The organism is Paraburkholderia lycopersici (assembly GCF_900096975.1).
Classification (GTDB): domain Bacteria; phylum Pseudomonadota; class Gammaproteobacteria; order Burkholderiales; family Burkholderiaceae; genus Paraburkholderia; species Paraburkholderia lycopersici.
In genome coordinates this window covers 177,469-195,660 of record NZ_FMYQ01000005.1, presented here as the reverse complement: position 1 = coordinate 195,660, position 18,192 = coordinate 177,469, and the positions used below count along the sequence as shown (strand labels likewise).

24 protein-coding genes, 1 tRNA gene and 1 riboswitch are annotated in these 18,192 nt (G+C 64.1%); of the genes, 11 read left to right on the top strand and 14 right to left on the bottom strand.

Going from position 1 to position 18,192, the window contains the following annotated elements:
- Window positions 1-44: 44 nt before the first annotated feature.
- Window positions 45-638 (top strand): YceI family protein, encoded by a 594-nt coding sequence (locus tag BLU17_RS08330; RefSeq protein WP_091996250.1) that lies wholly within the window; start codon window positions 45-47, stop codon window positions 636-638.
- A gap of 182 nt (window positions 639-820) precedes the next feature.
- Here the strand turns inward: BLU17_RS08330 and BLU17_RS08325 are convergent, their stop codons facing one another.
- Window positions 821-1,267 carry a BspC domain-containing protein gene (locus tag BLU17_RS08325; RefSeq protein ID WP_091996249.1) on the bottom strand — a complete coding sequence of 149 codons (447 nt, stop codon included), beginning with the start codon at window positions 1,265-1,267 and terminating at the stop codon, window positions 821-823.
- Window positions 1,268-1,321: 54 nt separating this feature from the next.
- Here BLU17_RS08325 and BLU17_RS34220 point away from each other — a divergent pair, with 54 nt between their 5' ends.
- Entirely contained in the window at window positions 1,322-1,450 is a 129-nt protein-coding gene (locus BLU17_RS34220; protein WP_281247806.1) for a hypothetical protein, read from the top strand.
- Between the two features lie 9 nt (window positions 1,451-1,459).
- Here BLU17_RS34220 and BLU17_RS08320 read toward each other — a convergent pair.
- The 8 genes from BLU17_RS08320 to ybgC all read right to left on the bottom strand — a co-directional run bounded on the left by BLU17_RS08320 (window position 1,460) and on the right by ybgC (window position 7,251).
- Window positions 1,460-1,535, bottom strand: a tRNA-Lys gene (locus BLU17_RS08320).
- Between the two features lie 176 nt (window positions 1,536-1,711).
- Window positions 1,712-2,461: a tol-pal system protein YbgF gene (gene ybgF, locus BLU17_RS08315; protein WP_091996248.1), complete on the bottom strand. Its 750-nt coding sequence runs from the start codon at window positions 2,459-2,461 to the stop codon at window positions 1,712-1,714.
- A gap of 23 nt (window positions 2,462-2,484) precedes the next feature.
- A complete protein-coding gene (gene pal, locus BLU17_RS08310; protein WP_042266217.1) occupies window positions 2,485-2,991 on the bottom strand; it encodes a peptidoglycan-associated lipoprotein Pal in 507 nt (168 codons plus the stop codon).
- Window positions 2,992-3,009: 18 nt separating this feature from the next.
- Complete coding sequence (gene tolB / locus BLU17_RS08305) at window positions 3,010-4,302, bottom strand: Tol-Pal system beta propeller repeat protein TolB (RefSeq protein ID WP_091996247.1); 1,293 nt, start codon at window positions 4,300-4,302, stop codon at window positions 3,010-3,012.
- A gap of 147 nt (window positions 4,303-4,449) precedes the next feature.
- Entirely contained in the window at window positions 4,450-5,457 is a 1,008-nt protein-coding gene (tolA, locus tag BLU17_RS08300; protein WP_091996246.1) for a cell envelope integrity protein TolA, read from the bottom strand.
- A complete protein-coding gene (gene tolR, locus BLU17_RS08295) occupies window positions 5,454-5,900 on the bottom strand; it encodes a protein TolR (RefSeq protein WP_091996245.1) in 447 nt (148 codons plus the stop codon). Before tolR ends, tolA begins: the two co-directional genes overlap by 4 nt.
- A 24-nt stretch (window positions 5,901-5,924) precedes the next feature.
- Window positions 5,925-6,602 (bottom strand): protein TolQ, encoded by a 678-nt coding sequence (gene tolQ / locus BLU17_RS08290; protein WP_091996244.1) that lies wholly within the window; start codon window positions 6,600-6,602, stop codon window positions 5,925-5,927.
- 154 nt (window positions 6,603-6,756) lie between these two features.
- Window positions 6,757-7,251 (bottom strand): tol-pal system-associated acyl-CoA thioesterase, encoded by a 495-nt coding sequence (ybgC, locus tag BLU17_RS08285; RefSeq protein WP_091996243.1) that lies wholly within the window; start codon window positions 7,249-7,251, stop codon window positions 6,757-6,759.
- Between the two features lie 199 nt (window positions 7,252-7,450).
- A riboswitch (ZMP/ZTP riboswitch) is annotated at window positions 7,451-7,576 on the top strand.
- A gap of 159 nt (window positions 7,577-7,735) precedes the next feature.
- Here ybgC and glyA point away from each other — a divergent pair.
- The 7 genes from glyA to BLU17_RS08245 all read left to right on the top strand — a co-directional run bounded on the left by glyA (window position 7,736) and on the right by BLU17_RS08245 (window position 12,391).
- Window positions 7,736-8,983 carry a serine hydroxymethyltransferase gene (glyA, locus tag BLU17_RS08275; RefSeq protein WP_091996242.1) on the top strand — a complete coding sequence of 416 codons (1,248 nt, stop codon included), beginning with the start codon at window positions 7,736-7,738 and terminating at the stop codon, window positions 8,981-8,983.
- Window positions 8,984-8,998: 15 nt separating this feature from the next.
- Window positions 8,999-9,481, top strand: coding sequence for a transcriptional regulator NrdR (gene nrdR / locus BLU17_RS08270; protein ID WP_091996241.1), 483 nt, complete (start codon window positions 8,999-9,001; stop codon window positions 9,479-9,481).
- A gap of 157 nt (window positions 9,482-9,638) precedes the next feature.
- Window positions 9,639-10,175 (top strand): GspH/FimT family pseudopilin, encoded by a 537-nt coding sequence (locus BLU17_RS08265; RefSeq protein WP_091996240.1) that lies wholly within the window; start codon window positions 9,639-9,641, stop codon window positions 10,173-10,175.
- Window positions 10,172-10,609: a type IV pilus modification PilV family protein gene (locus BLU17_RS08260; protein WP_091996239.1), complete on the top strand. Its 438-nt coding sequence runs from the start codon at window positions 10,172-10,174 to the stop codon at window positions 10,607-10,609. The genes BLU17_RS08265 and BLU17_RS08260 overlap by 4 nt, the downstream gene beginning before the upstream one ends.
- Complete coding sequence (locus BLU17_RS08255; protein ID WP_091996238.1) at window positions 10,606-11,403, top strand: PilW family protein; 798 nt, start codon at window positions 10,606-10,608, stop codon at window positions 11,401-11,403. Before BLU17_RS08260 ends, BLU17_RS08255 begins: the two co-directional genes overlap by 4 nt.
- Window positions 11,400-11,939 carry a pilus assembly PilX family protein gene (locus BLU17_RS08250; RefSeq protein ID WP_245746767.1) on the top strand — a complete coding sequence of 180 codons (540 nt, stop codon included), beginning with the start codon at window positions 11,400-11,402 and terminating at the stop codon, window positions 11,937-11,939. The genes BLU17_RS08255 and BLU17_RS08250 overlap by 4 nt, the downstream gene beginning before the upstream one ends.
- Window positions 11,940-11,959: 20 nt before the next feature.
- The gene (locus BLU17_RS08245) at window positions 11,960-12,391 is read left to right on the top strand and encodes a type IV pilin protein (protein WP_245746766.1); all 432 of its coding nucleotides are present in this window, start codon (window positions 11,960-11,962) and stop codon (window positions 12,389-12,391) included.
- Between the two features lie 26 nt (window positions 12,392-12,417).
- Here BLU17_RS08245 and BLU17_RS08240 read toward each other — a convergent pair whose 3' ends face one another.
- From BLU17_RS08240 to BLU17_RS08230, 3 genes are all read right to left on the bottom strand, one after another.
- Window positions 12,418-12,900: a DUF3318 domain-containing protein gene (locus tag BLU17_RS08240; RefSeq protein WP_091996235.1), complete on the bottom strand. Its 483-nt coding sequence runs from the start codon at window positions 12,898-12,900 to the stop codon at window positions 12,418-12,420.
- Between the two features lie 111 nt (window positions 12,901-13,011).
- Window positions 13,012-13,398, bottom strand: coding sequence for a phage holin family protein (locus tag BLU17_RS08235; protein ID WP_091996234.1), 387 nt, complete (start codon window positions 13,396-13,398; stop codon window positions 13,012-13,014).
- A 196-nt stretch (window positions 13,399-13,594) separates the two neighbouring features.
- Complete coding sequence (locus tag BLU17_RS08230; RefSeq protein WP_091996233.1) at window positions 13,595-13,897, bottom strand: ElaB/YgaM/YqjD family protein; 303 nt, start codon at window positions 13,895-13,897, stop codon at window positions 13,595-13,597.
- 334 nt (window positions 13,898-14,231) lie between these two features.
- Between BLU17_RS08230 and BLU17_RS08225 the strand changes: the two genes are divergently transcribed.
- Entirely contained in the window at window positions 14,232-14,870 is a 639-nt protein-coding gene (locus BLU17_RS08225; protein WP_091996232.1) for a peroxiredoxin, read from the top strand.
- A 121-nt stretch (window positions 14,871-14,991) separates the two neighbouring features.
- On the opposite strand, the gene BLU17_RS08220 is transcribed toward BLU17_RS08225, so the two are convergent.
- Window positions 14,992-16,182, bottom strand: a complete 1,191-nt coding sequence (locus tag BLU17_RS08220; protein ID WP_091996231.1) for an acyl-CoA dehydrogenase — start codon at window positions 16,180-16,182, stop codon at window positions 14,992-14,994.
- Window positions 16,183-16,298: 116 nt separating this feature from the next.
- Between BLU17_RS08220 and BLU17_RS08215 the strand changes: the two genes are divergently transcribed.
- Window positions 16,299-17,111, top strand: a complete 813-nt coding sequence (locus tag BLU17_RS08215) for an IclR family transcriptional regulator (RefSeq protein ID WP_091996230.1) — start codon at window positions 16,299-16,301, stop codon at window positions 17,109-17,111.
- A gap of 67 nt (window positions 17,112-17,178) precedes the next feature.
- Here the strand turns inward: BLU17_RS08215 and argF are convergent, their stop codons facing one another.
- Window positions 17,179-18,108: an ornithine carbamoyltransferase gene (argF, locus tag BLU17_RS08210; RefSeq protein WP_091996229.1), complete on the bottom strand. Its 930-nt coding sequence runs from the start codon at window positions 18,106-18,108 to the stop codon at window positions 17,179-17,181.
- Window positions 18,109-18,192: the final 84 nt, after the last annotated feature.

Genomic DNA, 18,192 nt, shown 5'->3' with positions numbered 1-18,192 from the left:
GGGCATCGCTTTTTCACGCAGTTTCTCTTCCCAGGAATCGTTTCATGAAGACCACGATTATCGCCGCAGCCGTCGTTGCCGCTTCGTTCGCGGCCGCCGTTGCCACGCCCGCGCTCGCGGCCGCTACGACCTACAATCTCGACCCGACGCACACGTATCCGAGCTTCGAGGCCGATCACTTCGGTGGTGTCTCGGTGTGGCGCGGCAAGTTCACGAAGAGCTCGGGGACGGTTACGCTCGATCGCGCGGCGAAGACGGGCACGGTGGACGTGACGATCGACGCATCGTCGATCGATACCGGCAACTCGCAGCTCGACAAGCATGTGAGCTCGGCAGAATTCCTCGACACCGCGAAGTACCCGACGGCTACCTACAAGGGCACGTCGATCCGCTTCGACGGCGACAAGCCCGTGGAAGTGATCGGCACGTTCACGCTGCACGGCGTGACCAAGCCGCTGAACCTGAAGATCGATTCGTTCAAGTGCTTCCAGAACCCGATGCTCAAGCGCGAAGTGTGCGGCGCGGACGCATCGGCGCAATTCGACCGTGCGGACTACGGCGTGAACTGGGGCCAGTCGTATGGCTTCAAGACGGCCACGACGCTGCAAATCCAGGTCGAAGGCATCAAGGCCGACTGAGTTTGCGCGCGGCATTGCTCGCTGCCCGTGCGCTCTGTGGCGCGCGGGCTTTTTCATAGCGGGGGCGGGGGGTGCCGTTCGGCGACCCTCAAATATGCTGACGACGATGAGGATTGCCAGGTAGTCGTCGAAGCGGTCAAGCCGAACGCATGGCCGCGCGGGCGCCGGCCCGATGCCCGCGCTTACTGGATCGGCGAGCTTGTGCGCGTGCTGCGCGGCGACAGCGCGACATCGACGACGTGCGAATGCCAGATGCCGCAGGTGGCCTTCACGGGAACCCAGGCGTACTTGCCGCGCACCTTGGCGAATGCGTGCAGATTGATGAGCGTGTCGATGGGTGTTGACTGCGCGACGGCGGCGCTCGCCGAGGGCACGGGCGTGGCGTTGACGGGCGCGGGCTGCTCGATTTTGGCGGAGAGCGCGTGGCGATCGGGCACGAGCAGCGAATCATAGCGCTGCGCCTTGTGCACCCACTGGTCGAGCGCGGCGACGCAATTGACGACGGCGTCCGGCACACGAATGCGGCGCAAATACGCGTAGTCTTCGGGTTGGGGCTGGGTTTGCGCCTGAACGCGCAGACTGAGCCAAAGAAGCGCGAGCAGAGCGCAGGCAAGGGTCGTGAACTTCATGATGACGTGGCCTGTGCAGCGGAGGATGGGACGGCGGGGAAGGAGCGAGTATACATGCTGAGCGCACGCCTACGTGCCGAGCGTTTCATCGCCGGTTGCAGCCGATTCCCAATGATAGCCGCCGACGCCGCGAAGATCCGGCGCGAAAAGCAAAAAGCCCAGTCCGAAGACTGGGCTTTTTGATTGATTCTTTGGTAGGCCGTACTGGATTCGAACCAGTGACCAACGGATTAAAAGTCCGCTGCTCTACCAGCTGAGCTAACGACCCAAAAGAGAAGCGGGATTATAGCGGGGCACGGTCGAAGCGTCAACCGTTCCCGCCACAATGTCGATGGAAAAAGCCCGAAGCACGCCGTGCCCCGGGCCTTTTCTGTACGCGAGAGGCGCATTTCGCGGCATTGGCATATCGTGCCGCCGCGTCACGCCAAAAGCCGTCAGCAGCGCTTATTTGAGTTGTGAAAGCTTGCTCTGCGCCGTCTGTGCCACATCCGAGCTGCCATACTGCGCGACGATCTGCTCGAGGGTGCGCCTGGCCGCAGCCTTTTGCCCCTGCTCGATCTGATTGTTCGCGATCGCCAGCAACGCCTCGGGGGCGCGCGGATGCTGCGGGTAGTTCTTGACCACGTTCTGCCACGTAGCGGTCGACCCCTTGTAGTCCTTCAACGCATAGAGTGCGTTGCCGAGCCAGTACTGCGCGGTCGGCTGGTAAGGGCTCTGCGGATACTTCGAGATGAAGCTGCGGAACGATGCAGCCGCGTTCTTGAAGTCGCCGTTGCGAAACTGCTGCGAAGCGGCGTTGAAGGCGTCCATTTCACCGGGCTGAACCGTGCCTTGCATGCCGTCCACGGTTTCCTGCTGCGGCTCGAACTTCTTGAGCCGCGTGTCGAGATCCGTGTAGTAGTCCTTCTGTTGCTTCTGCAGGGTCGCCAACTGGTTCGCCATGTCCTCGTTCTGTCCGCGCAGCGTGGCGACCTGCTGGTTAAGCTGGTCGAGATGGTTGGACTGGTCGAGGATCGTGCGCTGGGCGGCGGACAACTGGCTGGACAGGTTGTCCGTTTTCGCGCGCAGGTCGAGGATCGCCTGGCGCGCCTGATCGTCATCGAAGAGACCCGCGTGGGCCGGCAGCGCCGCAAAGGCGACGCCGGCCACGCAGGCGGCTGCGGCTGCCCGCAGCGGGGAGAAACGGTGCGACATACGCCCCTTCATCCAATGCTCAATTACTGTTGATACACGAGGTCAGCACGGCGGTTTTGCGCCCACGATGCTTCGTCGTGGCCCGTTGCGACCGGCTTTTCCTTGCCGAGGCTGACAGCTTCCATCTGCGAGTCGGGCACGCCCATCAGCGAGAGGGCGCGACGCACGGCTTCAGCACGCTTTTGACCCAGCGCCAGGTTGTACTCGCTCGTGCCGCGCTCGTCGGTGTTGCCCTGGATCAGGACGTGACGTTCCGGGTGCGTCTTGAGGTATTGCGCATGAGCTTGCAGCAGCGACTGGTAGTCGTCCTTGACGGCGTAGCTGTCGAAATCGAAGTACACGCTGCGCTTGGCGAGCGGGCTGTTCGGGTTGTTCAACTCATCGACGTTCACCTGCGCAACCGCGTTCGGGTTCGGCTGGGTGTTCATCGCGCCGGCGTTCGGGTTCGTTTCCTTGACACCCGACTTGCACGCTGCCAGCGCACCGATCATCAAAACAGCCAAGGCCAGGCGTACTTTCTTCGACATCATTTTTGCTCTCCTGAAGTGTTATTGCATAAAAGGACCCCAGGACGGCTCGCGTACGCTGCCGCCCTGAACGGACAGGATTTGCCGCGTACGACCGTCGGTCGATACAGCGGCCAGCACGCCACGGCCGTTCACCTGAGTGGCGTAAAGAATGTACTGACCGTTCGCCGCGAAGCTGGGCGATTCGTCATGTGTCGTGTCAGTGAGCGCCGTGGCGACGCCGGACTGCAGATCTTGAATGTACAGCTTAAATCCGCCACCCGTGCGTGAGATGTACGCCAGTTGCTTGCCGTCGGGGCTGACCCGCGGGCTCGTATTGTAGTTGCCGCTGAACGTCACGCGTTGCGCCGCTCCGGCGCTTTCGCCCTGGGCCGGCATCTTGTAGATCTGAGGCTGGCCGCCGCGGTCGCTCGTGAAATAAATCCAGCGTCCGTCGGGAGAGTAGGTGGGTTCGGTGTCGATCGTCGTGCCTTGCGTGAGGCGGCGCAGGCCGGTGCCGTCCGCGTTGACGGCGAAGATCTGCGTGTTGCCCGTGCGCGACAGCGCGACGGCGAGCGTGCGTCCATCCGGCGACCAGGCGGGCGCCGAATTGTTGCCCTTCTGGTCGGAAATGATCACGCGACGACCCGTGGGAAGGTCATGCACGTAGACGATCGGCTTCTTCTTTTCGAAAGATACGTAAGCGACTTTGGTGCCGTCGGGCGACCAGGCCGGCGAAATGATCGGCTCGGGACTCGAGAGCGCGATGTGCGCGTCTTGTCCATCGGAGTCCGAAACCTGCAACTGGTAGCGGCTACCGGTCTTGATTACGTACGAAAGACGCGTGGCGAACACGCCGCGATCGCCGAGCAGCTTCTGGTAGATATAGTCCGCAACCTTGTGCGCGGTCATGCGCAGGCCGCTCGGTGGGCTCGTCAGCACGAGGCCGCCCAGGCTTTCGCCCTTCACGGTGTCGTAGAGCTTGAAGCGCACTTCGTACTGGCCGTTCGCGAGCCTGTTCACGCTGCCTGCGACGAACGCATTGGCGCCCTTGGCCTTCCAGCTGCCGAGGTCGACGGAGTCGTTTTCCGAGACGGGCGCGCCGCCGGCGTCGATATTGGTGAATTTCCCGCTGCGCTGCAGGTCGGCGCGCACGATGGCGGCGACCTGTTCGGGCGAATTCGCTTCACCGGCAAAGTTTGCCGTGGCGATGGGGAACTGGGTGGAGCCCACGCCGGTGACGAGGACGTTGAGTTGAGCGTTCGCTGCGCCGCCCGCCGTGATCAGGCAGGACGCGACGAGGGTTCGCAGGCCAAGCTTCGTCATCAAACTCATGCTGTGATGTTTCCTGAAAAAAGCAATTTTTATCACACCGCGTAACAGCAGACTGACCGGCAAACGTCCGATTCGTTCCTTGGTCAGCCGCTTGTTCCACTGTTGCGCGCGGGCTTTCCTCAACCTCTCCATGTCTTGCGGTGGCCGTTAACCCGCCGGGCGCAAGGTAATCGCGAAGCTCGCAGGCGTTTTGCCGTCCGTATCGACCGGCATCGGATCCGAGCGCTGGACCGCCCGCAACGCGGCGTCGTCCCACGACGAATTGCCGCTGCTGCGCGTGATCGTCGCCGAAAGCAGCGTGCCCGTCGGCGAGCATCGCACGGCGATCTCGGTTTCGAGACCAGACGTCTCGCCCGACCAGATGATGTTCGGACGCACGCGGCGACGCACCTTGTCCGCATACCCCGGCGATGTCGCGTTGCCGCCCGATCCGCTGCCAGTGCCGCTCTTCGCGAGACCGTTGCCGCTCGTGCCTTCGCCGCCGCCCATCGAGCCTTGCATCTGCGCGATACGTGCGCGGCGTTCCGCGTCGAGCTTCTTCGCCTGGGCGTCAGCCTGTGCCTTCGCCTTGGCCGCCTTCTCGGCGTCGGCCTTCTTTTGCGCGTCGAGCTTCGCCTGCTTCTGCTGCTCTTCTTCCTGCTGCTGCTTCTTGAGCGCTTCCTGTTGTTGCTGCTGTTTTTGTTTTTCGGCAGCGGCCTGCTGCTGCTCCTGCTTCAGTTCCTGCTGCTTCAACCTCTCCGCCTTCTGCTGCGCCGCGAGCTGCGCAGCCTGCTGGGCCGCGAGCTGCTGCTGGCGCTTCGCCTCGGCTTCCTGCTGCTGCTTGAGGCGCTGCTGTTCGGCCAGTTGCGCCTCGCGCTGGGCTTCCTGCTGCTTACGCTTTTGCTGTTGCAGCGCGATGTCCGCTTCCTCGGTTTGCGGCGGCGGCGGGGCGGGCGCTACCGGCGCAGGAGGCGGCAGTGGCTTCGGTGTCGACATGTCCGGCACCTCGGTCCAGAGTTCCGCCTCTTCACCTGCCGGCGTGCTGTTCTGCCAGTGGATGCCGTGATAGAGGAACAGACCGAGCAGCACGTGCATGAGCACCGCGAGCGCGATAGCACGTCCCGTGCCACGCTCACGCGGAGGCTGCAGCGGATACGAATCGTTCTTACGGGTCATTGCGATTTGACGAGCAGTCCGACACGTTTGACGCCATGTGCTTTCAGATCGGACATCACGTTCATCACCGTCTCGTATTTGACGGACTTGTCGGCGGCGATCACGACGGGCTGGTCGGGATGGCTCTGCTCGCGGTCGGCGACGAAGCCGTTGAGATCGGCGCGCGTCATGTTTTCCTGCTGCGTGGCGCCGGAGTCATCTTTATAGCGTACGCTCAGATTGCCGTCGGGGCGAATGTTCACCACGACAGGCGGCGTTTGCTGCTGCTGCGACGCACCGCCCACTGTGGGCAGGTTGATGATGGACGGCGCGACGAGCGGCGCCGTCACCATGAAAATGACGAGCAGCACCAGCATCACGTCGATATACGGCACGACGTTGATGTCGGCCATCGCACGGCGCGAGCGGCTGCCTCGCATGCTCGAACGGACTGAGCCTCCCATCTTCGACTCCTTGCTTCGTGAAGATTAGTGAGCCTGACGCTGCAGGATATTCGAAAACTCTTCGATGAAGGTTTCGAAGCGGATCGCCAGACGGTCGATGTCGTGCGCGTAGCTGTTGTACGCGACCACCGCAGGAATGGCGGCAAAAAGACCGATCGCGGTGGCCGTCAACGCTTCCGCAATGCCGGGCGCAACGTTGGCGAGCGTGGCCTGCTGAACGTTCGCGAGCCCGCGGAACGCGTTCATGATGCCCCATACGGTGCCGAAAAGACCGATGTACGGGCTCACCGAACCGACCGACGCGAGGAACGAGAGATTGGCCTCGAGCGCGTCCATCTCGCGCTGGAAGGCCGCGCGCATGGCGCGGCGCGCGCCGTCGAGCACGAGGCTCGGATCGCTCAGGCGCTTCTCTTTCGCCTTCAGGAATTCGCGCATGCCCGATTCGAAGATACGCTCAAGCGCGCCGATCGTGTGACGGTTGTTGGCCGCGCTTTGATAGAGCGCCTGCAGGTCGCCGCCCGACCAGAAATCGCGCTCGAAGCGCTCGGTCTGGGACCGAGCCCGGCGGATTGCAAACCACTTGCGGAAAATGAAAGTCCAGGAAATCAGCGACATGAGCAGAAGAAGCCCCATCACCGCCTGTGCCAGTACGCTCGCATTAAGAACGAGAGAAATGATCGAAAGATCTTGTGTAGTGTTCATATAGGTTCGTTGTGACGTCCCGAAAGGGGCGAGCGGCTGCAAGGCAACGCAAGGCTTCCCGTAGGCGTTCGGGAAGCTCTCGCGCCGTTGCGGCCGAACCCTGCTTGGTCCTGCATTGACCGGCGCGAGTTCACTGGCGTCGTATCAACGGTAATTACTGCACCGCCGTTGACACGGCGTGCAGCTCTTTCTGTGGCCCGCGCTGCAAGACGTCATGAACGCAGGCCGGAATGGGGGCGGGGCGCATGGCTTGCCCGTCGACGCAGGCGACGCGAATGGTCCCGGTGGCGAGCAGCACGTCGTCGCGCCACGCCTCCTGCACGAAATCGATCGAGGCACGGCCGAGTTTCCCGACGCGGCTTACGGTCATGACGGTGTCGTCGAGTCGCGCGGGCGAGTGGTAACCGAGCGCAGTGCTGCGCACGACGAACAGAACGCCCGTTTCATCGGCGAGCCGGCGCTGATCGATGCCGCACGCGCGCAGCCATTCGGTGCGCGCGCGTTCGAAGAATTTCAGGTAATTCGCGTAAAACACTATCCCGCCGGCATCGGTGTCTTCGTAGTAGACGCGGACCGGCCACGTAAAACCGCGCCCGGCCGGGGACGACGCCTCGTCCGGCTTGCTGGTGGAATTTTCCATGCCGCGCATTCTACCGGAACGCGCCGCCCCTACGTCTTTCGGGCGACTGACGCAAGTATCAAATTTGTAAGGTGTTCGGCGGCCCGAAGGACATGGGCGGGGCGCGTGGCCGGCGTTGCCGCCCATGAAAACGTGCGGCGCGGCCGGCGCGCTGGGGCTGGGGGCGGGCGGTTGCCTATTCCCTCCCATTCCAATACACTAACGCGCTCAATCCCTGCGTGACTGGCGATAGGGTCCCTGAATGGCTGCGGTCCACGCTTTTTTGGGGGCTGAAGGTGGAACGACCCACCGTGAAGCGCAGGGTGCCGTTTTGCCGTTCGCCTGGGCAGCCTGTTCCGCGCGCTTTCGTTAGCGCTGCCGGGGCTGCCCTGCCTCGCGTGTGCGGCACCATCTTCCGCCACGTCAAGGCTGGCCACTTCGCCAGCAGCGCCGCGTACCCGCTACGCGTTCCGCGCGAGACCCGGTCAACCTGAACACACTTAACGGAACCCGTATGTTTGACAGAGCCGAAAGCACCATCGCCAACGTCGATCCCGAACTCTTCAAGGCGATCGAACTCGAGAACCGCCGGCAGGAAGAGCACATCGAGCTCATCGCGTCGGAAAACTACACGTCGCCCGCAGTCATGGCCGCGCAGGGTTCGCAGCTCACTAACAAGTACGCCGAAGGCTACCCTGGTAAGCGCTATTACGGCGGCTGCGAATACGTGGATATCGTCGAGCAACTCGCAATCGACCGTGTGAAGCAACTGTTCGGCGCCGACGCCGCGAACGTCCAGCCGAACTCGGGTTCGCAGGCGAATCAGGGCGTGTTCTTCGCCATGCTCAAGCCGGGCGACACGATCATGGGCATGAGTCTCGCGCACGGCGGTCACCTCACGCACGGGTCGCCGGTCAACATGTCGGGCAAGTGGTTCAACGTCGTGAGCTACGGTCTGAACGAAGCCGAAGACATCGACTACGAAGCGGCCGAAAAGCTCGCCCAGGAACACAAGCCGAAGCTGATTGTGGCGGGCGCTTCGGCGTTCGCGCTGCGCATCGACTTCGAGCGCTTTGCGAAGATCGCGAAGAGCGTGGGCGCGTACTTCATGGTCGACATGGCGCACTACGCGGGCCTCGTGGCCGCGGGCGTCTACCCGAACCCGGTGCCTTTCGCCGACTTCGTCACCACGACCACGCACAAGAGCCTGCGCGGCCCGCGCGGCGGCGTGATCCTGATGAAGGCCGAGTTCGAGAAGCAGATCAACTCGGCTATCTTCCCGGGCATTCAGGGCGGTCCGCTCATGCATGTGATCGCGGGCAAGGCCGTGGCGTTCAAGGAAGCGCTTTCGCCGGAATTCAAGACCTACCAGCAGCATGTGGTCGAGAACGCGCGTGTGCTGGCGGAAACGCTGGTCAAGCGCGGTCTGCGCATTGTTTCGGGTCGCACGGAAAGCCACGTCATGTTGGTGGACCTGCGTGCGAAGAACATCACCGGCAAGGCTGCCGAAGCGGCGCTGGGCACCGCGCACATCACGGTCAACAAGAACGCGATCCCGAACGACCCGGAAAAGCCGTTCGTGACGAGCGGCATTCGCCTCGGTTCGCCGGCAATGACGACGCGCGGCTTCGGCGTGAAGGAAGCCGAGCAGGTGGGCAACCTGATTGCCGACGTGCTCGACAATCCGGAAGACGCTGCGACGATCGAGCGCGTGAAGGCGCAGGTCGCCGAGCTGACCAAGCGTTTCCCGGTTTACCGGTAAGCCGCGCGCCAGCCCATGCGCTGCCCCTTTTGCCGGCACGAAGACACGCAGGTCGTCGACTCGCGCGTGTCCGAAGACGGCGCCGCGATCCGGCGCCGCCGCCGCTGCCCGGCCTGCGACAAGCGTTTCACGACGTATGAGCGGGTCGAACTGGCCATGCCGGCCATCGTCAAGAAGGATGGCAGCCGCACGGAATTCGACCGCCGCAAGATCGTGGCGAGCATGCAACTGGCGCTGCGCAAGCGCCCGGTTGCGGCCGATGCGATCGACGAGGCGGTGGCGCGCATCGAGTATCAACTGCTCGGCAGCGGCGAGCGCGAAGTGCGCAGCGAGCGCCTTGGCGAACTCGTGATGGGCGAATTGCGCGAGCTCGACAAGGTCGCGTTCGTGCGGTTTGCTTCGGTGTACCGCCGCTTCGAGGACGTCTCCGAATTCGAAGACGTGATCGAGGAATTCCGCCGCACGGGCGGTGCTGCCGCCCCCACGAAAAAGCGCTGAGCGCATTCGCATTCTTTTTTCCTCCCGCATTGTCGCAGTCGTGACGCCCGTATTCTCCCGAGCCCACGCTGCGCGCACCAGCTAGCCGTTCGGCTAATTGTTTCGTTTCGCCTTCGACCGTAGATTGATGGCAGTCCGCTCAACCTGAGGATTGCTGATGAAGTTCAGAGGATTCACGCTCATCGAGACGATGGTCGTCGTCGTCTTGCTGGCTATCTGCGCTACGGTTTCCACGCCGGTCTTTACGGCGTGGCGCGTTCGCGACCAGGTCGATGCGCGCGCGAACGCGATGCTCGGCACGCTCGCCTACGCGCGCAGCGAGGCGATACGGCGCAAGGCGCGCATCACCGTTTGCCGAATCGATGCGGCGCGCAACTGTCTTGCGGCGGCCAAGGCGTGTCCATCCGGTCTTGCCGACTGGTCCTGCGGCTGGGCCGTCATGTTCGAGCGAGCCGGCGCGTATGCGCCGTTGCGTGTCCAGCCCCCGCTCGACGCGATTGCCGTGGCGTCGGGGCTCACGGCCATCACGTTCACGCCGCCGGCAGGACAGAGCATCGGTAGCCTGCGCAATATCGAGATCGGCCCCCGCGTCGCGTCGGCCGCGCAGCGTGGCACGGGCTGGCGGCGCTGCATACGCATTGCGGCAGGGGGCCGAGCGCGCATGAGCGACGGCGCGTGCACGGGGGCGTCATGAGCCGGGTGAGTACGCGCAGCGTACGCGGTTCGACGTTGCTCGAAGTTGCCATTGCGCTCGGCATCATGGCGATGTGCGGTCTCGGTCTGATCGGCACGCAACTTGGGCTCGCCCGGCACGCGCAACTGGCGGCAACGCAGGAGCGTGCCGTTTTCGTTGCCGACGCGCTTGCCGAAGGCGCACGCATGGCGGGCGGCCCGGGCGCGTCAACTGCTGCGACGGACAAATGGAAGGCGCTGACCGCGGCCATCGTGCCGGAGGGGCGGGCCGAGATGGCTGGCGCGGGCGGCGACGCGTCTATCGCGACCATCACCTGGGCGGCCGCGCAGTTTGCCGCAGCGTCGGGCTCGGCGGCGGTTTCCCGGCGCGGGCCGTGTATCGACGCAACCGTGCCAGCCGGGCGCGCCTGCGTCGCCCTGGCGTTTCTGCGATGAACAAGCGTCGCGCCGCAGTGTGCCGGCAAGGTGGTCACACGCTACTCGAACTGACGATCGCCATCGCGCTCGGTCTCGTGGTGACGCTCGGCGCGCTGTCGGCCTACCGGGCACAACGCCAGGCCTTCGCATATGCAAGCGACGCCACGCGCATCCACGAGGCCGGCATGAACGCGCTGATGCTGGTTGGCGAGCAAATCCAAATGGCCGGTTTCGTAGCCGCCGATGCGCGAGCGCCGCTCGCCGCCCCGGCGATCTTCGGCTGTACGGCCGGGCGGCCAGCCGGCGCCGATGCCGTGCTCGCCTGCGAGTCGCTGTCGAGCCGGTCGGACGGACTCGCCGTGCGCTATCAAGGCGACGGCATTTCGACGTGGCCCGCCACGAGTGGCCAGGTTACCGATTGCCTGGGTCAGGCCGTGGGCGCAGCGGGCGTCGAAGTCGTCAACCGCTATCACGCCAAGGCGAGCAGTTCCACTGGCGAGCCCGAGCTTTATTGCGAGGGCTCCGGCAAGGTCGGCACGGCGCAACCGCTCGTCGAAGGCGTCGAGCGGTTGAGGTTGCGCTACTGGATAGCGGGTGCGGCGCAGGCGCTCGATGCGTCGGCGCTCACACGCGAGCAATGGGCCTCGGTCGTCGCCGTCGATTTGTGCGTGCTGGTGCGCGGCGCAACTTTTCCGCGGCGCACGCGCTATCTCGATTGCGACGGCGCGCAGGCGTTCGGCGCGGACGGGCGCGCGCGGCAGGCCTTTTGGCGGCACGTCGTACTGCGCAACGTGGCGCAGGCGCCGTCATGAGCCCACGCCGTCGGCGGCGGCTCTGCCGCATGGGGGTGAAGAGGCGCGGCGTCGCGTTGCCGGTCGTGCTGCTCATCGTTTCGATGATGCTGGTCACGTCGGCGGCCAGTTTCGAGGCTGCGCTGATGGAGCGGCGCAATGCGGACGCCGTCGCCGATCATCTGCAGTCGTTCCATGCCGCCGATGCTGCACTCGTGCTGTGCGCGCGTGCGCTGACGGAGGGCTCGCTGGCCGTATCCGCCGCAGCGACGCAATCCGGCGAACCCCAAGCGTGGCGGCGACAGGACAGCTTCGAACGGCAGTCCGTGACGCCCGTCGCCGCCTGGCCGGGTTCGGCTCGCGCGCCGCAATGCGTCGTCGAGGCGTGGCGCATCGACAGCCGGCCGCTCGCTCGGGCGTACCTCCTCACGGCGCGTGGATTCGGCGCCTCCGAAGACACGGAAAGCTGGCTGCAGGATCAGTTGGTCATCGAGGCGGCGGGCGAAGCGACGCGCGTCGAGCATCACTGGCGGCACGTCGTGGCGAGGCCGTTTTGACGAGGGAAATGGGAGGGAGGGTGAAGAGCGACCAACGCCATGCATTTACATTGCTCGAATTGGTTATTGCGCTAGCGGCAGCAGCCATTGTCGCGGCTTTCGCGTTGCCGGGATGGTACGCGCAGATTGCGCGCGGGCATCGTATCGATGCGGTGGCCGCGCTCTATCGTGCCGCGCAGTTGATCGATACGCAGGGCACGTCGATGACGGCATTGCCAGCGGGATTCGATCAGGCTCCGGCAACGGGCACGCCCGTCTACTGGCTGAGGCTCATGCCCGGCGACGAATCGAACGGCGGCTATGCCATAGCGGCCGAGCCTGTCGAAACCGGGCCGATGCGCGACGACGCCTGCGGCGCGTTCATGCTCGATGCCACCGGCGCTCGCGGCAATCAGGCTGCCGGCGGTGTTGCCGCTGCGGCAACTGCGCAAATGTGCTGGAAAGACCGGTGAACGTCCGGGTGCCCCGCAGGAAACGATCAGCCGGTGAGATCGTCTTCGTCAGACGAATCGCGGGGAGGGCGGCCCGGGGAGGTGCTGCGCTGGCGGCGAACCTGTTGCCATACGCGATACGCCTCCCATGCAGTAAACGCAAGGCCGCCCCACTTGATGACGGGGCGTGCGGCCGAAACCACGCTTGCGCGCAGCGGTTTCGCAACGATGAGCGAGATAAGAGAACTGAGCAGTGGATACTGTTTGAGAAGGCTGCCAAGGCCAGCTGCCACGCCGGCGCCGCCGCTGGCTCCGGCATGCCCGAAACCCGGCACGATGAAGCGTAGCCAGCTGAGATTGTTGACCGTCGAACGGAGCTCCACGAGCGCTTCGGCCATTTCGGCGCGCTCGACGCTGGCGCGCACGAGCAGCAACTCCTTGCGCAGCGCTCGCAACTGCGGCGCGGAGAGATCGCGCGAGCGGTTGTTGCGGCGGGGGCGGAAGGCGGTGTCCGGTTGGGGTTGGCTCATGGCGTCGGCTCGCGGCTATGGTTTCACGGACGGGGCATGCAAGGTGACGGGCAACCTGCAGGCGGGCGGTGCATCGGGCAACGCGCGGCGGTGCATGCCGAAACTTCCCGGCTAGGGGTTGCGCAGGGCATCGCGGTCTTTCTCGAATTCTTCGAGCGTCGCCTGGAACACGAGCGGCGCGGCATGCAGCCCGCGGCGGGCTTTCAGCGCGCACACAATGGCGGCGATCGCATATACCGCCACGATGCAGGCGAGCGCCTGCCAGCGGTACGTGTCCCAAAAGGCGATGGCAATGAGCGCAGTGAGCGCGATCAGGGCGAGCATCGCGAGCATCATCGCTGCGAGGCCGAGAAAGAGTACGCCTATCAGCCGCTCCTTCTCTTCAGCGAGTTCGATGCCGATCAGTTCGAGACGCGTCTGAAGCATCGCGGACGCGGAGCCGAGCAGTCGGCGCAACGGTCCGTGTTCCTGGCGCTGCGAGTGAGTGTCTGTCGTCATGGCGAAGGCAGGTGGCGCAGGCGGGTGCCCGAGCAATGCGCAAGAAAATACAGCCGGCAAGAGCGCCCGGCTAAACCACCACGCGGCACGCTGAGCCAGCAGGAAGCGGCCGGCGCGAAGGCATCCAGACGCTTCCCGGGTACGGTGCGAGCGATGGTGCTACCGCCCGCGCCGCACAGCGATGCTGGTAGACCGCTTATTTGCGGTTGATCAGCAGCCCGACCAGCACACCCACGCCGGCGGCGATGCCGATCGACGCCCACGGATGCTCGTGCACGTAGTCGTCGGTGGCGCGCACGGCTTTCTTGCCTTTCTCCACCACGACGACCTGAACGTCGGCGGCCTTCTCTTTTGCCTGTTTCAGACGCGAGAGTGCTGTTTCACGCAACTCCGAAGCGCGCTCGCCCGTGGCGCTCGCAGCCTGCTTGAGCAGGTCCTCCGCATCTGCGAGGACGGTTTTGATATCGGACATCAGCCTCTCCTTGTTGACTTCTGACATTGACTGGCTCCCATCGTGTCACATCACGCGTGAATCGTAACAAAGATACGGGCGCTGGCAAGCGTGACGCGCCGCCACGAGCGCAAATTCGCACGATCCGTTCCCGCGCAGGCGTGTGCACCGGCATGCATCCAGGAGCAAAAAACGGGCACAGGTGAGTGTCATTGAGTTGATCCGGCACCTAAAGTTTCCCTCAAATGACTCAAAATTACAAAAACTCATACCGGTGTGAGGCGATGTTCGTTCGCGGGGCGCAACCAGGACCTGTATGCTTGACATGTAAATGTCTACCGGATCAACGGGCAGCGCGCCCACCTCGTTCAAAGGAACCACCATGAGTCTACGTCTTGGCGACATCGCACCCGACTTCGAGCAGGACTCGAGCATTGGACACATCAAGTTTCACGAGTGGCTCGGCAACAGCTGGGGCGTGCTTTTTTCGCACCCCGCCGACTTCACGCCGGTCTGCACGACCGAGCTTGGCCTGACCGCGAAGCTCAAGGACGAGTTCGAAAAGCGCAACGTGAAGACCATCGCGCTTTCGGTGGACAGCGCCCAGTCGCACAACGAGTGGATCAAGGACATCAACGAGACGCAGGCGGCGAGCGTCGGTTTCCCGATTCTCGCGGATGGCGACCGCAAGGTGTCCACGCTCTACGACATGATCCACCCGAACGCGAACGAGACGCTCACGGTTCGCTCGCTCTTCGTGATCGACCCGAACAAGAAGGTGCGTCTCATCATTACGTACCCGGCGAGCACGGGCCGCAACTTCGACGAAGTGTTGCGCGTGATCGACTCGCTGCAACTCACCGACAACTACCAGGTCGCGACGCCCGGCAACTGGAAGCAGGGTGACGATGTCGTGATCGTGCCGTCGCTGAAGGACGAGGAAGTCATCAAGCAGAAGTTTCCGAAGGGCTACAAAGCGCTGCGCCCGTATCTGCGCATGACGCCGCAGCCGAACAAGTAAGCCGGTTGGCGCAGCGCTTGCGGAGCCGCAAACGCGCGAGGCCACCGCCAAAACAAAAACGCCGCACGAATTGACTCGTGCGGCGTTTTTTTGTGCGCTTTGGCGCTGGGTGGGACGGCGATCAGAAGAACGCCTGAATGCCCGTTTGCGCGCGGCCGAGGATCAGCGCGTGGATGTCGTGCGTGCCTTCGTAGGTATTCACGACTTCGAGGTTCACGAGGTGGCGCGCCACGCCGAACTCGTCGGAAATGCCGTTGCCGCCCAGCATGTCGCGCGCGAGGCGCGCGATGTCGAGCGACTTGCCGCACGAATTGCGCTTCATGATCGACGTGATCTCGACGGCCGCCGTGCCTTCGTCCTTCATGCGGCCAAGACGCAGGCAACCCTGCAGGCCGAGCGTGATTTCCGTCTGCATGTCGGCGAGCTTCTTCTGGATCAACTGGTTTGCCGCGAGCGGGCGGCCGAACTGCTTGCGGTCGAGCACATACTGGCGCGCCGTGTGCCAGCAGGATTCCGCCGCGCCGAGCGCGCCCCAGGCGATGCCATAGCGCGCCGAGTTCAGGCACGTGAACGGACCGCGCAGGCCTTTGACGCCCGGCATGATGTTCTCTTCCGGCACGAATACTTCGTCGAGTACGATTTCGCCGGTGATCGACGCGCGCAGGCCCACCTTGCCGTGAATGGCCGGCGCCGAGAGACCCTTCCAGCCTTTTTCCAGGATGAAGCCGCGGATGTCGTCCTTGCCGTCTTCCTCGAGCTTTGCCCAGACGACGAATACGTCGGCGATCGGCGAGTTCGTGATCCACATTTTCGCGCCCGAGAGCGAATAGCCGCCGTTCACTTTCTTCGCGCGCGTGACCATGCTGCCCGGGTCCGATCCGTGGTTCGGCTCCGTGAGGCCGAAGCAGCCGATCCATTCGCCGCTTGCGAGCTTGGGCAGGTACTTCTGCTTTTGCGCCTCCGAGCCGAATTCGAAGATGGGCACCATCACGAGCGACGACTGCACCGACATCATCGATCGATATCCGGAATCGACGCGCTCCACTTCGCGCGCGATGAGACCATAGCTCACATAGTTGAGGCCGGGGCCGCCGTATTGCTCGGGAATCGTCGGGCCGAGCAGGCCGACTTCGCCCATTTCGCGGAAGATCGAGGCATCCGTCTTTTCATGGCGGAACGCCTCAAGCACGCGCGGCGCGAGCTTGTCCTGCGCATACGCGGCGGCGGCGTCGCGCACCATGCGCTCTTCTTCGGTGAGCTGCTGGTCGAGCAGAAGCGGGTCTTCCCAATGGAACTGGGCGTGTGCGGCCATGGTGTCTCTCCTTCCTTTCCTGAATCCTTAGAAGTGGGCAAATTTGCGCTTGACTGAAGTTCCGCTATGCGGAACAATGTTTTGCAAATTGACCTTAGTGTAGCACTAGCGCGCCCATGTCTGCATCCGGATCGACCACTTCTTCGTTTTCTTCCTCGCTGGCCGACGGCCCGATCGACGAGCGCAAGTTCGTCGTGGCGCTTGCGCGCGGTCTCGACCTGCTGCGCGCATTCCGCCCCGGCGAAACGCTGCTTGGCAACCGTGATTTCGTGGAGCGCACCGGCTTGCCGAAGGCGACCGTGAACCGGCTCGCCTACACGCTCACCGTGCTCGGCTACCTGCGCTTCGACGAATCGCTCGGCAAATACGCGCTCGACGCCGGGGTGCTGTCACTCGGCTTCGGGCTGCTCTCGGGCATCGACACGCTGGAGCTCGCGCGCCCTCATATGCGGGCGTTCGCGCGCGAGGTGGGCGCCGCGGTGTCGCTGGGCTGTCGCGACGGCCTCGACGTGATTTATCTGGAGACGATCCGCAGCGAGACGGCGCTCACGCTCGGCCTCGCCTCGGGCTCGCGCCTCTCGATGCTGACGAGCTCGATGGGCCGCGCCTACCTCGCCGTGCAGCCGATCGACGTGCGCATGGCGCTGTTCGCGGAACTGGAGAAGGCGGCGGGCGCCGAGGGGCCGGCGCTGGTTGAGGCCGCGAAGCGCGAGATCGAGGCGTTCGGGCGGGAAGGGTGCTGCTATTCGTTTCGCGATTGGCACGAAGACGTCAATGCGGTAGCGGTGCCGTTTCGCGAGCCGCGCGAACGGCGCTGGCTCGTGCTCAGTTGCAGCGGGCCGGCTTCGTCGATGGGGCCTGAGGTATTCCGGGAGCGTGTGGCGCCGCTCCTGAAGTCGCTGGCCCGGCGTCTCGGCGAAACGGTCTGACTGCGGGCGCGCATAAAAAAGCCGACCCGAGGGTCGGCTTTTTGCATGGCGGCTGCGTGGGTTCGGCTCAGTGATTCAGACGACCGAGCAGCAGGAACTCCATCAGCGCCTTCTGCACGTGCAGGCGGTTTTCCGCCTCGTCCCAGACCACGCTTTGCGGGCCGTCGATCACCTCGGCGCTCACTTCCTCGCCCCGGTGCGCGGGCAGGCAGTGCATGAAGAGCGCGTCGGCGTTGGCGCGGGCCATCATCGGGGCGTCCACGCACCAGTCGGCGAAGGCCTTCTTGCGCGCTTCGTTCTCGGCTTCGAAGCCCATGCTCGTCCACACGTCGGTCGTGACGAGGTCCGCGCCGCCGCAGGCGTCGTGCGGATCGTCGAACATTTCGTAGAATGGCTTGCTTTCAGGCGCGACCAGCGTCGGGTCGAGCGGATAGCCCGGCGGCGTGGAGATGCGCAGCTTGAAGTCGAGGATCTGCGCGGCTTCGATCCACGTGTAGAGCATGTTGTTGGCGTCGCCGACCCACGCGACGGTCTTGCCGCGAATCGGGCCGCGATGCTCGTAGTACGTGAAGATGTCGGCCAGCACCTGGCAGGGGTGATATTCGTTCGTGAGGCCGTTGATGACGGGCACGCGCGAGCTTTCGGCAAAGCGACGGATGATGTCCTGGCCGAACGTGCGGATCATGATGATGTCGACCATGCGCGAGATAACCTGCGCCGAGTCCTCGATCGGCTCGCCGCGGCCGAGCTGCGTGTCGCGCGTGTTCATGAACACGGCGTGGCCACCCAGCTGGAAGATACCTGCTTCGAACGAGAGGCGCGTGCGCGTGGAACTCTTCTCGAAGATCATCGCCAGCGTGCGGTCGTGCAGCGGGTGATAGGTCTCGTAATTCTTGAACTTGCGCTTCAGGATGCGCGCGCGCTCCAGCACATATTCATAATCGTCAAGAGAGAAATCCTTGAACTGCAGGTAATGGCGTATGGTCCGGGAGGTCATGAAGCGAAAACGGCGCCCGATCCGGCCTCGAACTGCAGGTTTGGGCCGGCGACGCCGCTGCGGTTGGTGGTAAGTCAAAGCAGC

Bases quoted from the DNA above. Each gene is read 5' to 3' on its own strand.
- BLU17_RS08330 (WP_091996250.1), top strand. From the start codon at position 45: ATGAAGACCACGATTATCGCCGCAGCCGTCGTTGCCGCTTCGTTCGCG.
- BLU17_RS08325 (WP_091996249.1), bottom strand. From the start codon at position 1,267: ATGAAGTTCACGACCCTTGCCTGCGCTCTGCTCGCGCTTCTTTGGCTC.
- BLU17_RS34220 (WP_281247806.1), top strand. From the start codon at position 1,322: ATGCTGAGCGCACGCCTACGTGCCGAGCGTTTCATCGCCGGTTGCAGC.
- ybgF (WP_091996248.1), bottom strand. From the start codon at position 2,461: ATGTCGCACCGTTTCTCCCCGCTGCGGGCAGCCGCAGCCGCCTGCGTG.
- pal (WP_042266217.1), bottom strand. From the start codon at position 2,991: ATGATGTCGAAGAAAGTACGCCTGGCCTTGGCTGTTTTGATGATCGGT.
- tolB (WP_091996247.1), bottom strand. From the start codon at position 4,302: ATGAGTTTGATGACGAAGCTTGGCCTGCGAACCCTCGTCGCGTCCTGC.
- tolA (WP_091996246.1), bottom strand. From the start codon at position 5,457: ATGACCCGTAAGAACGATTCGTATCCGCTGCAGCCTCCGCGTGAGCGT.
- tolR (WP_091996245.1), bottom strand. From the start codon at position 5,900: ATGGGAGGCTCAGTCCGTTCGAGCATGCGAGGCAGCCGCTCGCGCCGT.
- tolQ (WP_091996244.1), bottom strand. From the start codon at position 6,602: ATGAACACTACACAAGATCTTTCGATCATTTCTCTCGTTCTTAATGCG.
- ybgC (WP_091996243.1), bottom strand. From the start codon at position 7,251: ATGCGCGGCATGGAAAATTCCACCAGCAAGCCGGACGAGGCGTCGTCC.
- glyA (WP_091996242.1), top strand. From the start codon at position 7,736: ATGTTTGACAGAGCCGAAAGCACCATCGCCAACGTCGATCCCGAACTC.
- nrdR (WP_091996241.1), top strand. From the start codon at position 8,999: ATGCGCTGCCCCTTTTGCCGGCACGAAGACACGCAGGTCGTCGACTCG.
- BLU17_RS08265 (WP_091996240.1), top strand. From the start codon at position 9,639: ATGAAGTTCAGAGGATTCACGCTCATCGAGACGATGGTCGTCGTCGTC.
- BLU17_RS08260 (WP_091996239.1), top strand. From the start codon at position 10,172: ATGAGCCGGGTGAGTACGCGCAGCGTACGCGGTTCGACGTTGCTCGAA.
- BLU17_RS08255 (WP_091996238.1), top strand. From the start codon at position 10,606: ATGAACAAGCGTCGCGCCGCAGTGTGCCGGCAAGGTGGTCACACGCTA.
- BLU17_RS08250 (WP_245746767.1), top strand. From the start codon at position 11,400: ATGAGCCCACGCCGTCGGCGGCGGCTCTGCCGCATGGGGGTGAAGAGG.
- BLU17_RS08240 (WP_091996235.1), bottom strand. From the start codon at position 12,900: ATGAGCCAACCCCAACCGGACACCGCCTTCCGCCCCCGCCGCAACAAC.
- BLU17_RS08235 (WP_091996234.1), bottom strand. From the start codon at position 13,398: ATGACGACAGACACTCACTCGCAGCGCCAGGAACACGGACCGTTGCGC.
- BLU17_RS08230 (WP_091996233.1), bottom strand. From the start codon at position 13,897: ATGTCAGAAGTCAACAAGGAGAGGCTGATGTCCGATATCAAAACCGTC.
- BLU17_RS08225 (WP_091996232.1), top strand. From the start codon at position 14,232: ATGAGTCTACGTCTTGGCGACATCGCACCCGACTTCGAGCAGGACTCG.
- BLU17_RS08220 (WP_091996231.1), bottom strand. From the start codon at position 16,182: ATGGCCGCACACGCCCAGTTCCATTGGGAAGACCCGCTTCTGCTCGAC.
- BLU17_RS08215 (WP_091996230.1), top strand. From the start codon at position 16,299: ATGTCTGCATCCGGATCGACCACTTCTTCGTTTTCTTCCTCGCTGGCC.
- argF (WP_091996229.1), bottom strand. From the start codon at position 18,108: ATGACCTCCCGGACCATACGCCATTACCTGCAGTTCAAGGATTTCTCT.